This is a genomic window from Acetobacter papayae, assembly GCF_047721125.1.
Taxonomy (GTDB): Bacteria; Pseudomonadota; Alphaproteobacteria; order Acetobacterales; family Acetobacteraceae; genus Acetobacter; species Acetobacter papayae.
Window position 1 is genome coordinate 37,106 of record NZ_JBDNWF010000016.1, and the last position, 14,298, is coordinate 51,403.

Below are 14,298 nucleotides of genomic sequence, written 5' to 3' on the forward strand. Positions count from 1 at the left end.
CGATACACCCCTGAGGCTACTCAGGTAGCGGGTATAACCAGACACAGAAAAACATGGAAAATGGAGAGCCCTGGTCATGAGTCTGATCGACGTGCATGAAAATGAAAGCCGTCGCCCGCTCACCGGGGCACCCACCGCCGAAGGCGAGCCCGACCTGTTTGAAGGCGGTCGGATGGAAGATATGGTGCAACTCCCCGGCCACCATCAGGTGCGGGTGGATCGCAGCCGCGATGCCCTTCTGACGCCCTTTGGCAAAGCGACGCTGGATAACCGCTACCTGCTGCCTGATGAAAGCTATCAGGATCTGTTTGGCCGTGTGGCGTCCTATTACGGGGCAGATGCTGCCCACGCCCAGCGCATTTACGATTATATCAGCCGCCACTGGTTCATGCCCGCAACGCCGGTTCTGTCCAACGGTGGCACCACGCGCGGCCTGCCGATTTCGTGCTTCCTGAACGAAGCCAATGACAGCCTCAAGGGCATTGTCGATCTGTGGAACGAGAATGTGTGGCTGGCCAGCAAGGGCGGTGGCATTGGCTCCTATTGGGGGAACCTGCGTTCAATCGGTGAAAATGTCGGGCGCAATGGCAAGACTTCGGGCGTTATTCCGTTCATCCGCGTTATGGACAGCCTGACCCTTGCCATCTCTCAGGGGTCTTTGCGGCGCGGTTCGGCGGCGGTGTATCTGCCGGTCTGGCACCCCGAAATCGAGGAATTTGTTGAAATCCGTCGCCCCACCGGGGGGGACCCCAACCGCAAGGCGCTGAACCTGCACCATGGCGTGCTGGTGCCAGATGCTTTCATGCGCGCGGTGGAAAAGGACGATGAATGGGCGCTGCTTTCCCCCAAGGATGGCGCGGTCGTTCGCAAGGTGTCGGCCCGTGCGCTGTGGATCCGAATCCTGACAGCCCGCATGGAGCAGGGCGAGCCCTATATCGTTTATTCCGATCATGTGAATAACGCCCGGCCGGAACACCACAAGCTGGCAGGGCTGGAGGTCAAGACTTCCAACCTGTGTTCGGAAATCACCCTGCCTACCGGGGTCGATCATCACGGCAAGGCTCGTACGGCCGTGTGCTGCCTGTCCTCTCTCAATCTCGAAACATGGGATGAGTGGTGCGACGACAAACAGTTCATTGAAGACGTGATGCTGTTTCTGGACAACGTGCTTCAGGACTTCATCGATCGGGCTCCCGAGGACATGGAGCGCGCCAAATACGCCGCCATGCGTGAACGCTCGGTGGGGCTGGGGGTCATGGGCTTCCATTCCTTCCTGCAAGCCAAGAACGTTCCGTTTGAAAGCGTGATTGCAAAGGTCTGGAATCGCAAGATTTTCAAGCATATCCGCGAGCAGGCGGATGCGGCCTCGCGCCATCTGGCCGAACTGCGCGGCCCCTGCCCGGATGCCGAAGAATACGGTTTCATGGAGCGCTTCTCCAACAAGATGGCGATTGCCCCCACCGCGTCCATTTCCATTATCGCGGGCAATGCCAGCCCCGGTATCGAACCGATTGCGGCCAACGTCTTCTTGCAAAAAACGCTGTCCGGTTCATTTACCGTCCGCAACCGCCACCTGCAGAAACTGCTGGAGGAAAAGGGCTACGATACGCCAGAGGTCTGGTCGTCCATCACCACCACCAAAGGCAGTGTCCAGCATCTGGATTTTCTGGATCAGCAGGAAAAGGACGTGTTCAAGACCGCGTTCGAGCTTGATCAGCGCTGGGTTGTGGAACACGCGGCAGATCGCCAGCCCTATGTGTGCCAGGCGCAGTCGGTCAATCTGTTCCTGCCTGCGGACGTGCATAAGCGCGACCTGCACCAGATTCACTTTCAGGCATGGAAAAAGGGCCTCAAATCCCTTTACTACTGCCGCAGCCTGTCCATCCAGCGGGCCGATACGGTCAGCAACGTGCTGGACAAGAATGATGTGATGACCCCTTCGGTCGATGCCCCCCGGACAGATACGGGTGCTGGCAGTGGCAATTACGAGGAATGTCTGGCCTGCCAGTAATCAGGCAGGCCTGCACAACGGTTTTTTTCAATCAGGTATAAGGTGGAACCCCGAGGCCAAGGCTGGCCCGGGTGCCGCCAGTAATGCGCCTGGGAGGGCAGTATGAGCGAAAACGCAACGGGGCAGGAGCCGCAGGAACAGCATTTTGACCTGCTGACAGCCAATCCGGTTTACAAGCCGTTCCGCTATCCATGGGCTTATGATGCGTGGCTGACGCAGCAGCGCCTGCACTGGCTCCCCGAAGAAGTGCCGCTGGCTGACGACGTCAAGGACTGGCACCGGGTGCTGAATGAGGGCGAGCGCCATCTGGTTACCCAGATTTTCCGCTTTTTCACGCAGTCCGATGTGGAAGTGAACAACTGCTACATGAAGCACTACAGCCGGGTGTTCAAACCCACTGAAGTGCTGATGATGCTCTCGGCTTTTTCCAATATCGAGACAATCCACATCGCGGCCTACAGCTATCTGCTCGATACGCTGGGCATGCCTGAGGACGAATATTCCGCATTTCTCAAATACAAGGAAATGAAGGACAAATACGATTACATGCAGACGTTCTCTGTGGACAGTAAGCATGAAATCGCCAAAACGCTGGCTGCTTTCGGGGCATTTACCGAAGGGCTTCAGCTTTTTGCTTCATTCGCCATTCTGCTGAACTTCCCGCGCTTCAACAAGCTCAAGGGCATGGGGCAGATCGTATCGTGGTCGGTGCGTGATGAAACGCTGCACTGCCTGTCCGTCATCCGCCTGTTCCGTGTGTTCGTGCAGGAAAATCCGGAAATCTGGACAGATAAGCTGCGCAATGAACTGACGGAAATCTGCCGCACCATTGTCGAGCATGAGGAAGCGTTTATCGACCTCGCCTTTGAAATGGGCGCGGTGGAAGGGCTGGATGCCGATCAGGTCAAGACCTACATCCACTTCATTGCGGACCGCAGGCTTGGTCAGCTCGGGCTTGACCCGATCTACAACACCACTGTCAATCCGCTGCCATGGCTGGATGACATGCTCAACGCGGTCGAACACGCAAACTTCTTTGAAAACCGTTCTACCGAATACAGCCGCGCTTCCACCGTGGGGACATGGGAAGAGGCGTTTGAAAGCTCGGTATTCGAGTAAACAGGCAGGGCCGCGCCGCGCGGGTTAACCAATACCCAGCGGCGCGGCGTCTTCAAGGATGGTCCGGGCGGCGGTGGTGAATGCGCCATCCGCCTCATGAAGGACCAGACCGGGCAGAAGCCGTGCCGGGCTTTTGACACCCAGCCGGGCCTGCACCAGCATGATACGTGCCTCCCGCCCGCTTTTGGGCCAGAACGGGTACAGCGTACTGCCTCCAAAACCTGATGCGCTTAGGGCCACCAGAGCCTGATCAGCAAGGCTGGTGGGCAGGGCCAGTGTTATGCTGCCTTTGTGGCGCAGTACGGTGGCGCAGCCTTCTATCCAGCGGCGCAGGGTGTGCTGGCCGAGCCTGCGCGCCAGATCGCGCCGGGGTTCGGGCGAAGGGGCACCATTATCCGCATGCCATGGCGGGTTGGCCATGCAGTGATCGAAGCGGGGGGCTTCAACTCCTTCTTCACGGTGCCAGTCCTCAGGAAACGAGCCGGTCAGGATTGTGGCGTGCGGGTAGCTGTTGGCTTGCAGGTTCTGGCGTGCAAGCTCCGCTGTCTGGGGGTCTTTTTCCATTCCCGTGGCGGCAAGGCCCGGCACGCGGTGCATCAGGCAGAGCAGGCCTGCTCCTGCGCCACAGCCGATTTCCAGTACGTTCTGGCCTGCGCGTGCATTAACCGCCGCGGCCATCAGCACGGGTTCCAGCCCAGTGCGGTAGCCTTGGGCGAATTGCGTGTAGCTGACCCTGCCACGCAGCAGAAAGCCCTGCGTGGTGGGGGGAGCGGAGGGAGCGGCAGGAGAGGGCAGTGCAGGGGGCATCTTTGCTATACAGGCAGGCTTGAATTTGTTGGTGCTTGACCGTTTTTCTGGTGACTCGCATATAAGGGATCGTCAACTCATCCCACGGCGGGGGGATATAGCATTTGGACGTTGCAGTCAGCCTGCCAGAGTCGGGCAGAGCCACAAGCCAGGATGGATCTGGAGTTTTCGTGAGCAAACCAGGAGAAGCCGGCCTTAGGGGCCTGGCTGATTATCTCGAATCTGATATGAGCGCCTGCAACCGGGTGATTGTCGAGCGAATGCAAAGCTCGGTGGCGCTTATTCCACAGCTTGCGGCCCATCTGGTCGCAGCCGGTGGCAAGCGCCTTCGCCCGCTTCTGACGCTCGCAGCCGCCAGATTGTGCGGGTATGATAATCAGGACGGGCGGATGCGGCATGTTGAAATTGCTGCCTGCGTCGAATTCATTCACACCGCTACCCTTCTGCATGATGATGTGGTGGATGAAAGCCAGTTACGTCGCGGTCTGGCCAGCGCCAACGCCATTTTTGGCAACAAGGCCTCCGTTCTCGTGGGGGACTTTCTGTTCGCGCGGTCTTTCCAGATTCTGACAGCAGATGCCTCGCTGGACATCATGGCGATTCTCTCCGCCGCCTCCGCCACGCTGGCCGAGGGTGAAGTCATGCAGATGACAACGCAGAACGATCTGTCCACATCGGTCGATCAGTATCTGCAGGTCATTTATGGCAAGACAGCGGCTCTGTTTGCCGCTGCCTGCGAGGCCGGGGCTGTCATTGGCGCATGCGGGCCGGAGCAGCGTGAAGCCCTGCGGCTTTATGGTGCTAATCTGGGCATGGCGTTCCAGCTTGTGGACGATGCGCTGGATTACGCGGCGGATCAGGCCGTGCTGGGCAAGGAAGTGGGTGACGATTTCCGCGAAGGTAAGGTCACGCTGCCGGTTCTGGCTGCCTATGCAGCCGGAGATGAGGCGGATCGCACCTTCTGGCGTCGGGTGATTGAAGACAGCGAACAAACCCCTGATGACCTGCCTGCGGCTCTGGAGCGTATTGCGCACACGGATGCCATAGCCATTACCCTTGCCCGTGCGGAAGATTACGCGGCCAAGGCACGTGAGGCGCTCTCCGGGTTCGCCGAATGTGAAATCAAGACCCTGCTGCTGGATACGGCCAGTTATTCCGTCAGCCGGGAACACTGATACAGCAACTGAAGCCGGTCAGCCCAGCGCGTCGAGAGGGGCCGGGGCTGACCAGACTTCTATTTCATCGTAACCAAAAGGCGGCAGATGTGCCGCCAGTGCTGCCGGGTTTTCCGGCATGGCCGTAAACCACGCATGGGCGGGTGAGGGCGGTGCCGGAAGGGCTGTAGGCAGTGTCTGCAGCAGCGTGCAGGTATGCCGTGCCACGGCATCTGCCGGGTCCAGCCATGCGATATGCGGCGGTGTGAGTGCGCGCAATCGCTCCAGCACAAAAGTGTAATGGGTGCAGCCAAGGCCTATGGCATCAAGCTCGGTAGCGGCTGGAGAAGCAAATAGCCCGCTGATTTCTTGCTCGATAAGCTGGTCGGGCACGGTCTCTTCCCGGAAAAGCCGTTCCGCATAGCTCGCCAGAAGCGGGGCCGCATGCGCCAGCAATGTGCAGCGTGGCGCATACTGGGCGTGCAGTTCCGTAAGATAAGGGCGACGAATGGTGGCCCGTGTGGCCAGCAGGCCAATCACTCCTGTTTTGGTCTGGCGTGCTGCCCAGCGGATGGGCGGCACACAGCCTACAAAGGGTGTTGCCGGATAGGCGGCGCGCAAGGCGCTCAGCGCCAGCGTGCTGGCCGTATTGCACGCAATAACGACAACCTGCGGACGGTGGCGGGTAATGGCCTCACCAATGAGGGTAACGATCCGGTTGACCAGAAACTGGTCTTCCTGCTCGCCGTAAGGAAAAACCGCCGTGTCGGCCAGATAATCCACTCTGGCCGCCGGGGCATGTGCCCGCAGTGCCCGTACGATACCTAGCCCGCCTATGCCCGAATCAAATGCAAGGACATGGTGCGGGGAGTCCGGTACGGAACGGGCCTGCAGCACCGTGTTATTTGTCCTTGTTGGCTTTGAAGGCGATAGCCTCTTCCATGCTGCCTACGCCGCCATGGCGGGCGGACCAGCCGCACGGGTCTTCCAGAAAGCGGCGCACTTCGGCTGCGGCTTCTTCTGAAAAATAGGGGCGGGTGGAGCAGGCTTCTAGCACATCCCACCATGTGCAGAGCGAGTGCAGCGTAACATCCATTTGCGCCAGCGTGTCCTGCGCACCGGGGAAAACGCCGTAGTAGAAAACGACAAAGGCATGGTTGATCAGTGCGCCAGCGCTACGCAGGGCATTGGCAAACTGGATTTTGGAGCCGCCATCCGTTGTCAGGTCTTCCACCAGCAGGGTGCGCATGCCCTCGGGCACATCACCTTCGATCTGGGCATTGCGGCCGAAACCCTTGGGCTTCTTGCGGACATAAGCCATGGGCAGCAGCATACGGTCTGCCATCCATGCGGCGAAGGGAATCCCCGCCGTTTCACCACCCACAACGGCCTCAAGGCTTTCGTAGCCGACATGACGACCGATTTTTTCCACGCCCAGTTCGACAATCTTTGCACGTGCGCGCGGGAAGAAGATGATGCGGCGGCAATCGATGTAAACGGGAGATTTCCAGCCCGATGTCAGGGTATAGGGGTCTTCGGGACGGAAGTTCACGGCCTTGATTTCCAGCAGCAGGCGCGCTGTTGTCAGGGCGGCGTCACGGTCCCACTCGCTGTTTTCGCCGCGGCTGTCAGCTGAAAGGCCGGAAAGAAGGGTCATGATGGATTCCTTGAGATCATGAGAAGGGAGTCCGGCCTGCAATACCCCCAGTAGCGTTGAAAATCCATGCTTCTTGTTCGTGTCTGAGTATAAGCACTTTCTGCGTGGGTTGATTATATTGTTGTAAGGAAATTCTTTTCCGACTTGCAAGAATGGGGAATGTGGCGTTAAATAAAAAGCAGTTGAGATTAATTATCAATTGAGGATGGGGCGCTGTGGTTACTGAACCGAACCGGATCTCGCGTACATGTGAGCGGGCCGTGGTAACGGCCTACCGGGAACTGCGCGATGTTGGTACTGCGGATGTTGCGGCGTTTAACGCCTGCACGACTCTCTACCGCATCCACCATCCCGAAGCGTCGCTTAATGAAGCGCGTCGGCTTGTCTCCGAGTGGATTGATCATCATGTGGTGCGCGAACGTTCCGGCCCCACCAAGGGTTGCGACTGCCCCCCTTCGTAATCGGTCGGGCCAAGTAAGGCCCTGCCTTCATACCGGCTGGCGTATGAAGGCATTGTGCCAGTTTGAATGTAATAAAATCAGTCTATTTTAAGAACTTCGCACTTGCTTCTGTTGTCATCGCAATAGGTATAAGTGGACAGACCCTGTTCCTTTGCCCATTGTTTGATAAGTGTAATCTCGTGCTGTCTATGCCACTGGGCGCCAAGAATTACGACCGCGACGACTAGTGAGCATATGATCAAATACAGTGATATATTTTTTGTTTTCTGAATCATCACTAATTACCTTGTAAAACCACTTGGGATTTCAAATACGCTATCCCTCGGTAAATTCCAATAAGTATGTATTTTAATCCTTTATAGCAATTCCATCTGCGTTGCCCTGTCAGGTGTTACCGACATGGCGGGTAAAAAGGGTGCGTGTGCCCGTGCCTTCCGCGTTGGTGGATGGCATAAAAAAACTGGCCCGCTTTTTAACGGGCCAGTTTTATTGAAACAATATTTTTGGCTGTTTCAGCGCTTGTCGAGCGCGACAAAATCACGCTGGGCTGGGCCGAGGTAAAGCTGACGGGGGCGGGAAATACGCTGGCCCGGCTCCTCGATCATTTCTTTCCACTGGCTGACCCAGCCGGCGGTGCGTGCCAGAGCAAACAGCGGCGTGAACATGCTGGTGGGAATGCCCATGGCTTTGAGAATGATACCCGAATAGAAATCAACATTCGGATACAGCTTACGGTCGACAAAGTAGGGATCGTTCAGGGCGATTTTTTCCAGTTCGATCGCCAGTTCCAGCAGCGGGTCGTCCTTGATGCCGAGTTCGCCCAGCACTTCGTGGCAGGTGCGTTCCATGATTTTGGCGCGCGGGTCGAAGTTCTTGTAAACCCGGTGGCCAAAGCCCATCAGCTTCACGCCGCTGTTCTTGTCTTTCACCTGTGCGATAAAGGCCGGAATGTTTTCTTTCTTGCCGATATTGGCAAGCATTTTCAGAACGGCTTCGTTAGCGCCACCATGGGCGGGTCCCCACAGTGCGGCAATGCCCGCAGCAATACAGGCAAAGGGGTTGGCCCCCGTCGAGCCCGCCATCCGCACGGTGGAGGTGGAGGCATTCTGCTCGTGATCGGCATGCAGGATCAGGATTCGGTTCATGGCGCGGGCCAGAACCGGGTTGACCTTGTAGGGCTCGACTTCACGCGCGAACATCATCGACAGGAAGTTTTCAGCGTAGTTCAGCCCGTTATTGGGGTAAATGAACGCTTCGCCCTGCGTGTATTTATAAGCCCATGCGGTGATGGTCGGCACCTTGGCAATCAGGCGCATAGCTGCGAGCTGGCGGTTTTCCGGCACGGCAATGTCGTTGGCATCCGGGTAGAAGGCCGACAGCGCGCCAACCGTACCGCACAGGATGGCCATGGGATGGGCATCACGGCGGAAACCGTTGAAGAAATTGCGAATCTGCTCATGCAGCAGGGTGTGGTTGGTCAGCGTCTGCTGGAACTGCTGGTATTCGGCAGCGTTGGGCAGTTCGCCGTTGAGCAGAAGGTAAATGACTTCTTCAAAAGAGGCTTCTTCCGCCAGCTGCGCGATCGGGTAACCGCGATGCAGCAGAATGCCCTTGTCTCCATCAATGAAGGTCACCTTGCTGGTGCAGGAGGCTGTCTCGCCATAGCCGGGATCGAAGGTAAAGACATCCAACTGCGCGGGCAGCTTGCGGATATCGATCACGTCCGGTCCCAGAGCGCCTGACAGGACAGGCATCTCGGCGGTTTTGCCACCGATCGAAATGGTAGCGGTGGTCTGCTTACCTTCGTTCTGCGACACGCTCATAGTGTTTCCTTTTGCTATGTGGGTTCGGTCGCGGCTGCGGCCTCCTGAATTCCATCTTGTCTCTCATTCATATGGAAACAGGAAGGTTGATCCTGATAAACCGCACGTTATCATGCACGCCTGCCGCAGAAAACCGGGCTTTTTTGCCTCAGGGTCGCGTGAATGTGTGCAAACAGACCATATCAGGCACACAGCCTGGCCAGTCTGTCAGGCTGGATGCGGGGGCCTGAGCATGGGGGTTGAACACGGCCAGAGCCCCCGGAGCGAATCCTTCATCAAGGCTCTGGGCAAGGGGGTCGAGCTGGTGCGCCAGCTTTGAAATGCCCGGATTATGCCCGATCAGCATCAGGGTCATGGCACTGGCCGGGGCAGTTTGCAGGCAGGCCAGCAGGGCCGGGGGCTCGGCTTCGTAAATATCGGGCCGGAGCTGGGTGTCGGCTGTAGCCGTGCCAAGTCCTTCCAGCATGCCCTGCATGGTCTGGCGGGTGCGCAGGGCCGGGCTGCACAGAATAAGGTCGGGCAGCAGGGCGTTATCCCGCAGCCAGTGGCCACAGCGTATGGCCGCGGCCATACCTGCCGTGCTGAGCGGGCGGGCCAGATCGGCCTCGGTGCTGAAATTGCCTGCGGGGGCTGGTGTGGCCTCAGCGTGGCGCAGCAGGATCAGCCGCCGGGCGCACGGATCAGGGTTCACTGGTTTCCGACACTGCATCCCGTGCAATGGCCTCATGGTGGCGGATGACTTCATGAATAATGAAGTTGAGGAATTTTTCAGCGAAATCCGGATCGAGATGTGCGTCCTGTGCCAGCCCGCGCAGGCGTGCGATCTGGCGCACCTCGCGCTCGGGGTCTGCCGGGGGCATGGCGTGGCGGGCCTTCAGCGCGCCGACGGCTTTTGTGCAGCGGAATCGTTCGGCCAGCATGAACACCAGAGCCGCGTCGATATTGTCGATACTGCGGCGCAGATCGGCAAGGATGTCTGAGGGATGCGGCTGCTCTGTCACGGTCGGTACTCTTTGTGCTGGCGGGTGCGGGTTATGGGTTCATGGCGGGGGTTTGCCCCACAGGTCTTTTACAGACCTGTTCTCTCACAGGAAAGCCGCGACTTCATCCATGGCCGGGGCGGGCAGGTCCAGCCAAGCCAGATGGCCACCCTTGCCAGCGCCCGTATCCATAAAAACCGCCTGTCCACCGGCCCGGCCGGGCAGGGTGAGCGGGCAGCCATTGGTGGAGCGCTGATCGTGTCCACAGTAAATGGTGTAGCCGGCGGGAATGTGGTTGACCCAGTTTAGCGTGCGCTCGGGGTAGCCATCGGGCTGGATGCGGCTTGTCGTCTCCCCGAACATCGCGCGCGAGAGCAGGAAGGTTACCCGTTCAAGGGGGGGCGGCGGTGCTTCCATGAGCATTCGTGGGTCGAAGGCACCATGCACGAACACAGTCCGCCCCATGACAAGCCATGCCGGAGCCTTGGCCAGCGCGGGCAGGAGGGCCGTGTGGAGATCGGCATTTTCTGGTCGAGCAAGCTGGTCGAGCGTCTCTTCCAGATGGGGGGATGAGCGTAGCCGCTTGCCCATAAGGGCCCGGCCCAGCTTGCGGTCATGATTGCCGATCAGGAACAGCCCGCGCTCCTGCTCCATCACTTCGAGCATCAGGCGTAGCACCCCCGCACTGTCCGGCCCGTAATCCACCAGATCGCCAAGCTGTATGATAAAACGTCTGGTGGCTACGGCATGGCGGAAGGCGTCCAGATCGCCATGGACATCGCCAATAATGCGGAGTCCGTGGGCCATGGTCTCCTTCACGTTTTCGTCATGCCGGGTGAGTGTGTGCATTCCGTTGTTACCTGTTCCTTCCTTGTCTTCATGTAGGCTTTCCGTGTCCAAACAGGAACGCTACGGATGGTTTTTTTTCGGCCCTTTCATTCATGCACAAGTATGTGACGCGCCAGAACCATATGTTTCTGCATAGGTTAGGGTGAAATTCAGGCCCGGCAACGGATCTGGACGGCACGGAGGGTGTTGGCTGCGTGAAAGACTGCAGAAATCCTGGACTGAAACGGGGTGAAAGCAGGACAGTGCGCAGTGTTACGACTCTGGTGTTCGCAACGGTTTACAAAAAGAAACAGGAAAGCCTCTCATGACAGAGCGCATTCGGAACGTCGCGCTGCGTAGCAAGGTTTGCCCGGCCGAGGCCGCGGCAGAGCTGATCCGGGACAGGGATGTTGTCGGCACCAGCGGTTTTACCGGGGCGGGGTATCCCAAGGCCGTGCCCAAGGCGCTGGCCGAGCGGATGCAGGCGGCTCAGGACCGTGGCGAAAGCTATCGCATCAGCCTGATTACCGGTGCTTCCACCGGCCCGCAGCTTGATGGCGAACTGGCTAAGGTCAACGGTGTGTATTTCCGCTCGCCGTTCAATACCGATGCGGGCATGCGCAACCGTATCAACGCCAACGAGACCGACTATTTCGACAACCATCTGGGTCAGGTGGCCAGCCGCTCCTATCAGGGCAATTACGGCCATTTTAATGTCGCGGTGGTTGAGGCGACGGCCATCACGGAAGAGGGTGGCATCGTCCCCACCTCATCCGTTGGCAACTCGCAGGCCTTCCTTGATCTGGCCGATACGGTCATTATTGAGATCAATGAGTGGCAGCACCCCGGCCTTGAGGGCACGCATGATATCTGGCATGGAAATACCAGCGCCACGCCCACGCGTGACATTATCCCGCTTGCCCGGGCTGACCAGCGCATCGGCGGTTCCAGCCTCAAGGTAGACCCCGCCAAGATCAAGGCCATTGTCCGCACCAATGACAGTGACCGTAACGCCCCGTTTGCGGCACCAGATGCCTCGGCCAAGGCCATTGCGGGCTACCTGCTCGATTTCTTCGAGCATGAAGTCAAGCAGAACCGCCTGCCGCCTTCGCTGCTGCCGCTTCAGTCCGGTGTGGGCAATGTGGCTAACGCCGTGCTGGAAGGCCTGAACGAAGGGCCGTTCGAAAATCTGGTCGGGTATAGCGAAGTCATTCAGGATGGCATGCTGGCCATGCTGGATAACGGCCGTATGCGGGTGGCTTCGGCTACGTCGTTCTCTCTCAGCCCGGAAGCGGCTGAGGAAATCAACCGCCGCATGGATTTCTTCCGCGACAAGCTGATTCTGCGTCAGCAGGATGTCAGCAACGCGCCCGGCGTTATCCGCCAGCTTGGCTGTATCGCCATGAACGGCATGATCGAGGCGGATATTTACGGCAACGTAAACTCCACCCGCGTCATGGGTTCGAAGATGATGAACGGTATTGGCGGCTCGGGTGACTTTGCCCGCAGTTCCTATCTGTCCATCTTCCTTTCGCCCTCCACGGCCAAGGGAGGCAAGATTTCGGCTATCGTGCCTATGGCGGCGCATGTTGATCACATCATGCAGGACACCCAGATTTTCGTGACGGAACAGGGTCTGGCCGATCTGCGTGGTTTGGGACCGGTGCAGCGTGCACGCACCATTATCGCCAAATGTGCGCACCCGGATTACCGCCCGATGCTGGAGGATTATCTGGATCGCGCGCTGAAGGATTCCTTTGGCAAGCACACCCCGCATCTGCTGAACGAAGCGCTGGCCTGGCATCAGCGTTTTGTGGAAACCGGCTCAATGCTGCCTGGCTGAACCGCCCAAACCTAACCGGTGCCCGTTTTGCGGGTGCCGGTGGGGTATAGAAAAAGGCCCTGCTTCCGTAATGGAGGCAGGGCCTTTTTCTGTTTCAAGGCGCCTCAACCCCGGCATGCCGGAGCATGAGCTTCAGCTATTGCTGTGCTGGAAGGGGGCTGCGGCGGTGGCGAGGGGGGTAATCACGATATCGACCGGCTTTTCAGCCAGCGGGTCCTGTCCACCGGCGCGTGCTGTCAGCGGGTTTTCGCTGATGATGGCTTCGGCATCATGGTGAACCTGCATGAACAGGCTGGGTTCCGCTGTGGGGGGCAGATACACCGCATAGGGGTGTGGGCCTGCCAGCCTGTGCACGATATGCGCCTCGCGGGCTGAGTGCACGGCAAAGGCCACCATTACCTTGGAATCGGCCTGTAGGGCGGCTTCCAGACTCTGGCGGTCCGAGGCCATGAGAATAACCCGGTCACGCATGCGCGCCTTGCGCACAAGCTGCACGACGCTGGTGGGGCTTGCACCGTGCAGGTCGATCATCAGCAGCGTGTTGGCCCGGTAGGCCGTGCTCAGCACATCTGCCAGTGTTCTGCCGTTAGTGCCGACGGTGATCTGACCATCAGGCATGCTGTTCACGCTCAGGCGCACCATAGCTGGGCGCTGGTCGAAATCTGCCTGCAAGGGGCCGGTTCCGGCGCTGGCGTGGCAGATGACTTGTCCATGGTGAATACTCGCCATGACGCCGTAAGCCTTGGCGTGCTGAACGATAACGGCGGTTCCCGCTGCCATGCAGAGCGAGATCACCAGAGCCATTTTCTTCAGGCATCGCCCGCGCCGGGGTGTAATCCGGAGCGACGATGTAATGTCAGCTTCCTGTTCAGGATGCGACATGTGGTGCTTCCTTGTCATTCTGGCCAACCATGGAGGCTGCCCGCGCAAGATCCACGGAGAGAACCCGGCTTACGCCGCGTTCCTGCATGGTCACGCCAAACAGTTGGTCCATATGGGCCATTGTAAGCTGGTGGTGAGTCACCACCAGAAACCGCGTACCTGCTTCGTTAACCATATCGGCAAGCAGGGTGCTGAAACGTCCTACATTGGCATCGTCAAGCGGTGCGTCAACCTCGTCAAGTACGCATATCGGCGCGGGGTTACAGCGAAACACCGAAAAAATCAAGGAGAGCGCTGTCAGAGCCTGCTCTCCGCCCGAAAGGAGCGAGAGGGTGGCCAGTTTCTTGCCCGGCGGCTGGGCGTAAATTTCCAGCCCGGCTTCAAGTGGGTCATCGCTGCCGACAAGCCCCAGATGCGCGCGCCCACCACCAAACATGCGGGTAAACAGCGACTGAAAATGGTGATCCACCTGCGCGAATACAGCCATCAGGCGCTCGCGGCCTTCCTGATTGAGCGAGCCGATAGAGCCACGCAGCCGGTTTATTGCCGCTTCCAGATCAGCCATTTCGGTGGCCAGAGTTTCGGCCTGTGTCGTGGCTTCGCGCGCTTCCAGCTCCGCGCGGAGGTTGACCGGCCCCATGGCGTCGCGCTCATGGGTCAGGCGTGTGATCTTGCGGCGCAGGCTGCCTTCCGCCGCTTCGGTCAGGTCGGATGACGGCGGGCGGGCAGGGGG

The 14,298-nt window shown here is 58.8% G+C and carries 13 protein-coding genes and 1 pseudogene; 5 read left to right on the forward strand and 9 right to left on the reverse strand.

Annotated features, from left to right (window positions below; translation table 11 throughout):
* Positions 1–76 precede the first annotated feature (76 nt).
* Both ABF757_RS06865 and ABF757_RS06870 read left to right on the forward strand, forming a co-directional pair.
* Positions 77–2,011: a ribonucleoside-diphosphate reductase subunit alpha gene (locus ABF757_RS06865; protein WP_025861121.1), complete on the forward strand. Its 1,935-nt coding sequence runs from the start codon at positions 77–79 to the stop codon at positions 2,009–2,011.
* Positions 2,012–2,113: 102 nt separating this feature from the next.
* Positions 2,114–3,130, forward strand: coding sequence for a ribonucleotide-diphosphate reductase subunit beta (locus tag ABF757_RS06870; protein WP_025861120.1), 1,017 nt, complete (start codon positions 2,114–2,116; stop codon positions 3,128–3,130).
* A gap of 24 nt (positions 3,131–3,154) precedes the next feature.
* Here the strand turns inward: ABF757_RS06870 and ABF757_RS06875 are convergent, their stop codons facing one another.
* Positions 3,155–3,937, reverse strand: a complete 783-nt coding sequence (locus ABF757_RS06875) for a tRNA1(Val) (adenine(37)-N6)-methyltransferase (protein ID WP_025861119.1) — start codon at positions 3,935–3,937, stop codon at positions 3,155–3,157.
* A gap of 104 nt (positions 3,938–4,041) precedes the next feature.
* Between ABF757_RS06875 and ABF757_RS06880 the strand changes: the two genes are divergently transcribed.
* Positions 4,042–5,112, forward strand: a complete 1,071-nt coding sequence (locus ABF757_RS06880; protein WP_415481496.1) for a polyprenyl synthetase family protein — start codon at positions 4,042–4,044, stop codon at positions 5,110–5,112.
* Positions 5,113–5,130: 18 nt separating this feature from the next.
* On the opposite strand, the gene ABF757_RS06885 is transcribed toward ABF757_RS06880, so the two are convergent.
* Both ABF757_RS06885 and ABF757_RS06890 read right to left on the reverse strand, forming a co-directional pair.
* On the reverse strand, positions 5,131–5,988 hold the full coding sequence (locus ABF757_RS06885) for a glutamate racemase (protein ID WP_415481497.1): 858 nt from the start codon (positions 5,986–5,988) through the stop codon (positions 5,131–5,133).
* 4 nt (positions 5,989–5,992) lie between these two features.
* Positions 5,993–6,748: an orotate phosphoribosyltransferase gene (locus ABF757_RS06890; protein WP_415481498.1), complete on the reverse strand. Its 756-nt coding sequence runs from the start codon at positions 6,746–6,748 to the stop codon at positions 5,993–5,995.
* Between the two features lie 215 nt (positions 6,749–6,963).
* Between ABF757_RS06890 and ABF757_RS06895 the strand changes: the two genes are divergently transcribed.
* Positions 6,964–7,209, forward strand: coding sequence for a hypothetical protein (locus ABF757_RS06895; RefSeq protein ID WP_035370998.1), 246 nt, complete (start codon positions 6,964–6,966; stop codon positions 7,207–7,209).
* Between the two features lie 512 nt (positions 7,210–7,721).
* Here the strand turns inward: ABF757_RS06895 and ABF757_RS06900 are convergent.
* The 4 genes from ABF757_RS06900 to ABF757_RS06915 form a co-directional block, all read right to left on the reverse strand.
* Positions 7,722–9,032, reverse strand: coding sequence for a citrate synthase (locus tag ABF757_RS06900; protein WP_415481499.1), 1,311 nt, complete (start codon positions 9,030–9,032; stop codon positions 7,722–7,724).
* 148 nt (positions 9,033–9,180) lie between these two features.
* A complete protein-coding gene (locus ABF757_RS06905) occupies positions 9,181–9,723 on the reverse strand; it encodes a SixA phosphatase family protein (RefSeq protein ID WP_415481500.1) in 543 nt (180 codons plus the stop codon).
* On the reverse strand, positions 9,713–10,033 hold the full coding sequence (locus tag ABF757_RS06910; RefSeq protein WP_025861113.1) for a chorismate mutase: 321 nt from the start codon (positions 10,031–10,033) through the stop codon (positions 9,713–9,715). The genes ABF757_RS06905 and ABF757_RS06910 overlap by 11 nt, the downstream gene beginning before the upstream one ends.
* A gap of 84 nt (positions 10,034–10,117) precedes the next feature.
* Entirely contained in the window at positions 10,118–10,861 is a 744-nt protein-coding gene (locus tag ABF757_RS06915; RefSeq protein ID WP_415481501.1) for a metallophosphoesterase, read from the reverse strand.
* A 304-nt stretch (positions 10,862–11,165) separates the two neighbouring features.
* On the opposite strand from ABF757_RS06915, the gene ABF757_RS06920 reads away from it, so the two are divergent.
* Positions 11,166–12,683: a succinate CoA transferase gene (locus tag ABF757_RS06920; RefSeq protein ID WP_415481502.1), complete on the forward strand. Its 1,518-nt coding sequence runs from the start codon at positions 11,166–11,168 to the stop codon at positions 12,681–12,683.
* 132 nt (positions 12,684–12,815) lie between these two features.
* Here ABF757_RS06920 and ABF757_RS06925 read toward each other — a convergent pair whose 3' ends face one another.
* A complete protein-coding gene (locus ABF757_RS06925) occupies positions 12,816–13,565 on the reverse strand; it encodes a PI-PLC domain-containing protein (protein ID WP_025861747.1) in 750 nt (249 codons plus the stop codon).
* Positions 13,552–14,298, reverse strand: a pseudogene (locus tag ABF757_RS06930) (AAA family ATPase); the annotation flags it as partial. The gene ABF757_RS06925 and the pseudogene ABF757_RS06930, both read right to left, overlap by 14 nt.

Excerpts from the sequence above, each read along its gene's own strand:
- ABF757_RS06865 (WP_025861121.1), top strand. The coding sequence starts at position 77 with ATGAGTCTGATCGACGTGCATGAAAATGAAAGCCGTCGCCCGCTCACC.
- ABF757_RS06870 (WP_025861120.1), top strand. The coding sequence starts at position 2,114 with ATGAGCGAAAACGCAACGGGGCAGGAGCCGCAGGAACAGCATTTTGAC.
- ABF757_RS06875 (WP_025861119.1), bottom strand. The coding sequence starts at position 3,937 with ATGCCCCCTGCACTGCCCTCTCCTGCCGCTCCCTCCGCTCCCCCCACC.
- ABF757_RS06890 (WP_415481498.1), bottom strand. The coding sequence starts at position 6,748 with ATGACCCTTCTTTCCGGCCTTTCAGCTGACAGCCGCGGCGAAAACAGC.
- ABF757_RS06900 (WP_415481499.1), bottom strand. The coding sequence starts at position 9,032 with ATGAGCGTGTCGCAGAACGAAGGTAAGCAGACCACCGCTACCATTTCG.
- ABF757_RS06915 (WP_415481501.1), bottom strand. The coding sequence starts at position 10,861 with ATGCACACACTCACCCGGCATGACGAAAACGTGAAGGAGACCATGGCC.
- ABF757_RS06920 (WP_415481502.1), top strand. The coding sequence starts at position 11,166 with ATGACAGAGCGCATTCGGAACGTCGCGCTGCGTAGCAAGGTTTGCCCG.
- ABF757_RS06925 (WP_025861747.1), bottom strand. The coding sequence starts at position 13,565 with ATGTCGCATCCTGAACAGGAAGCTGACATTACATCGTCGCTCCGGATT.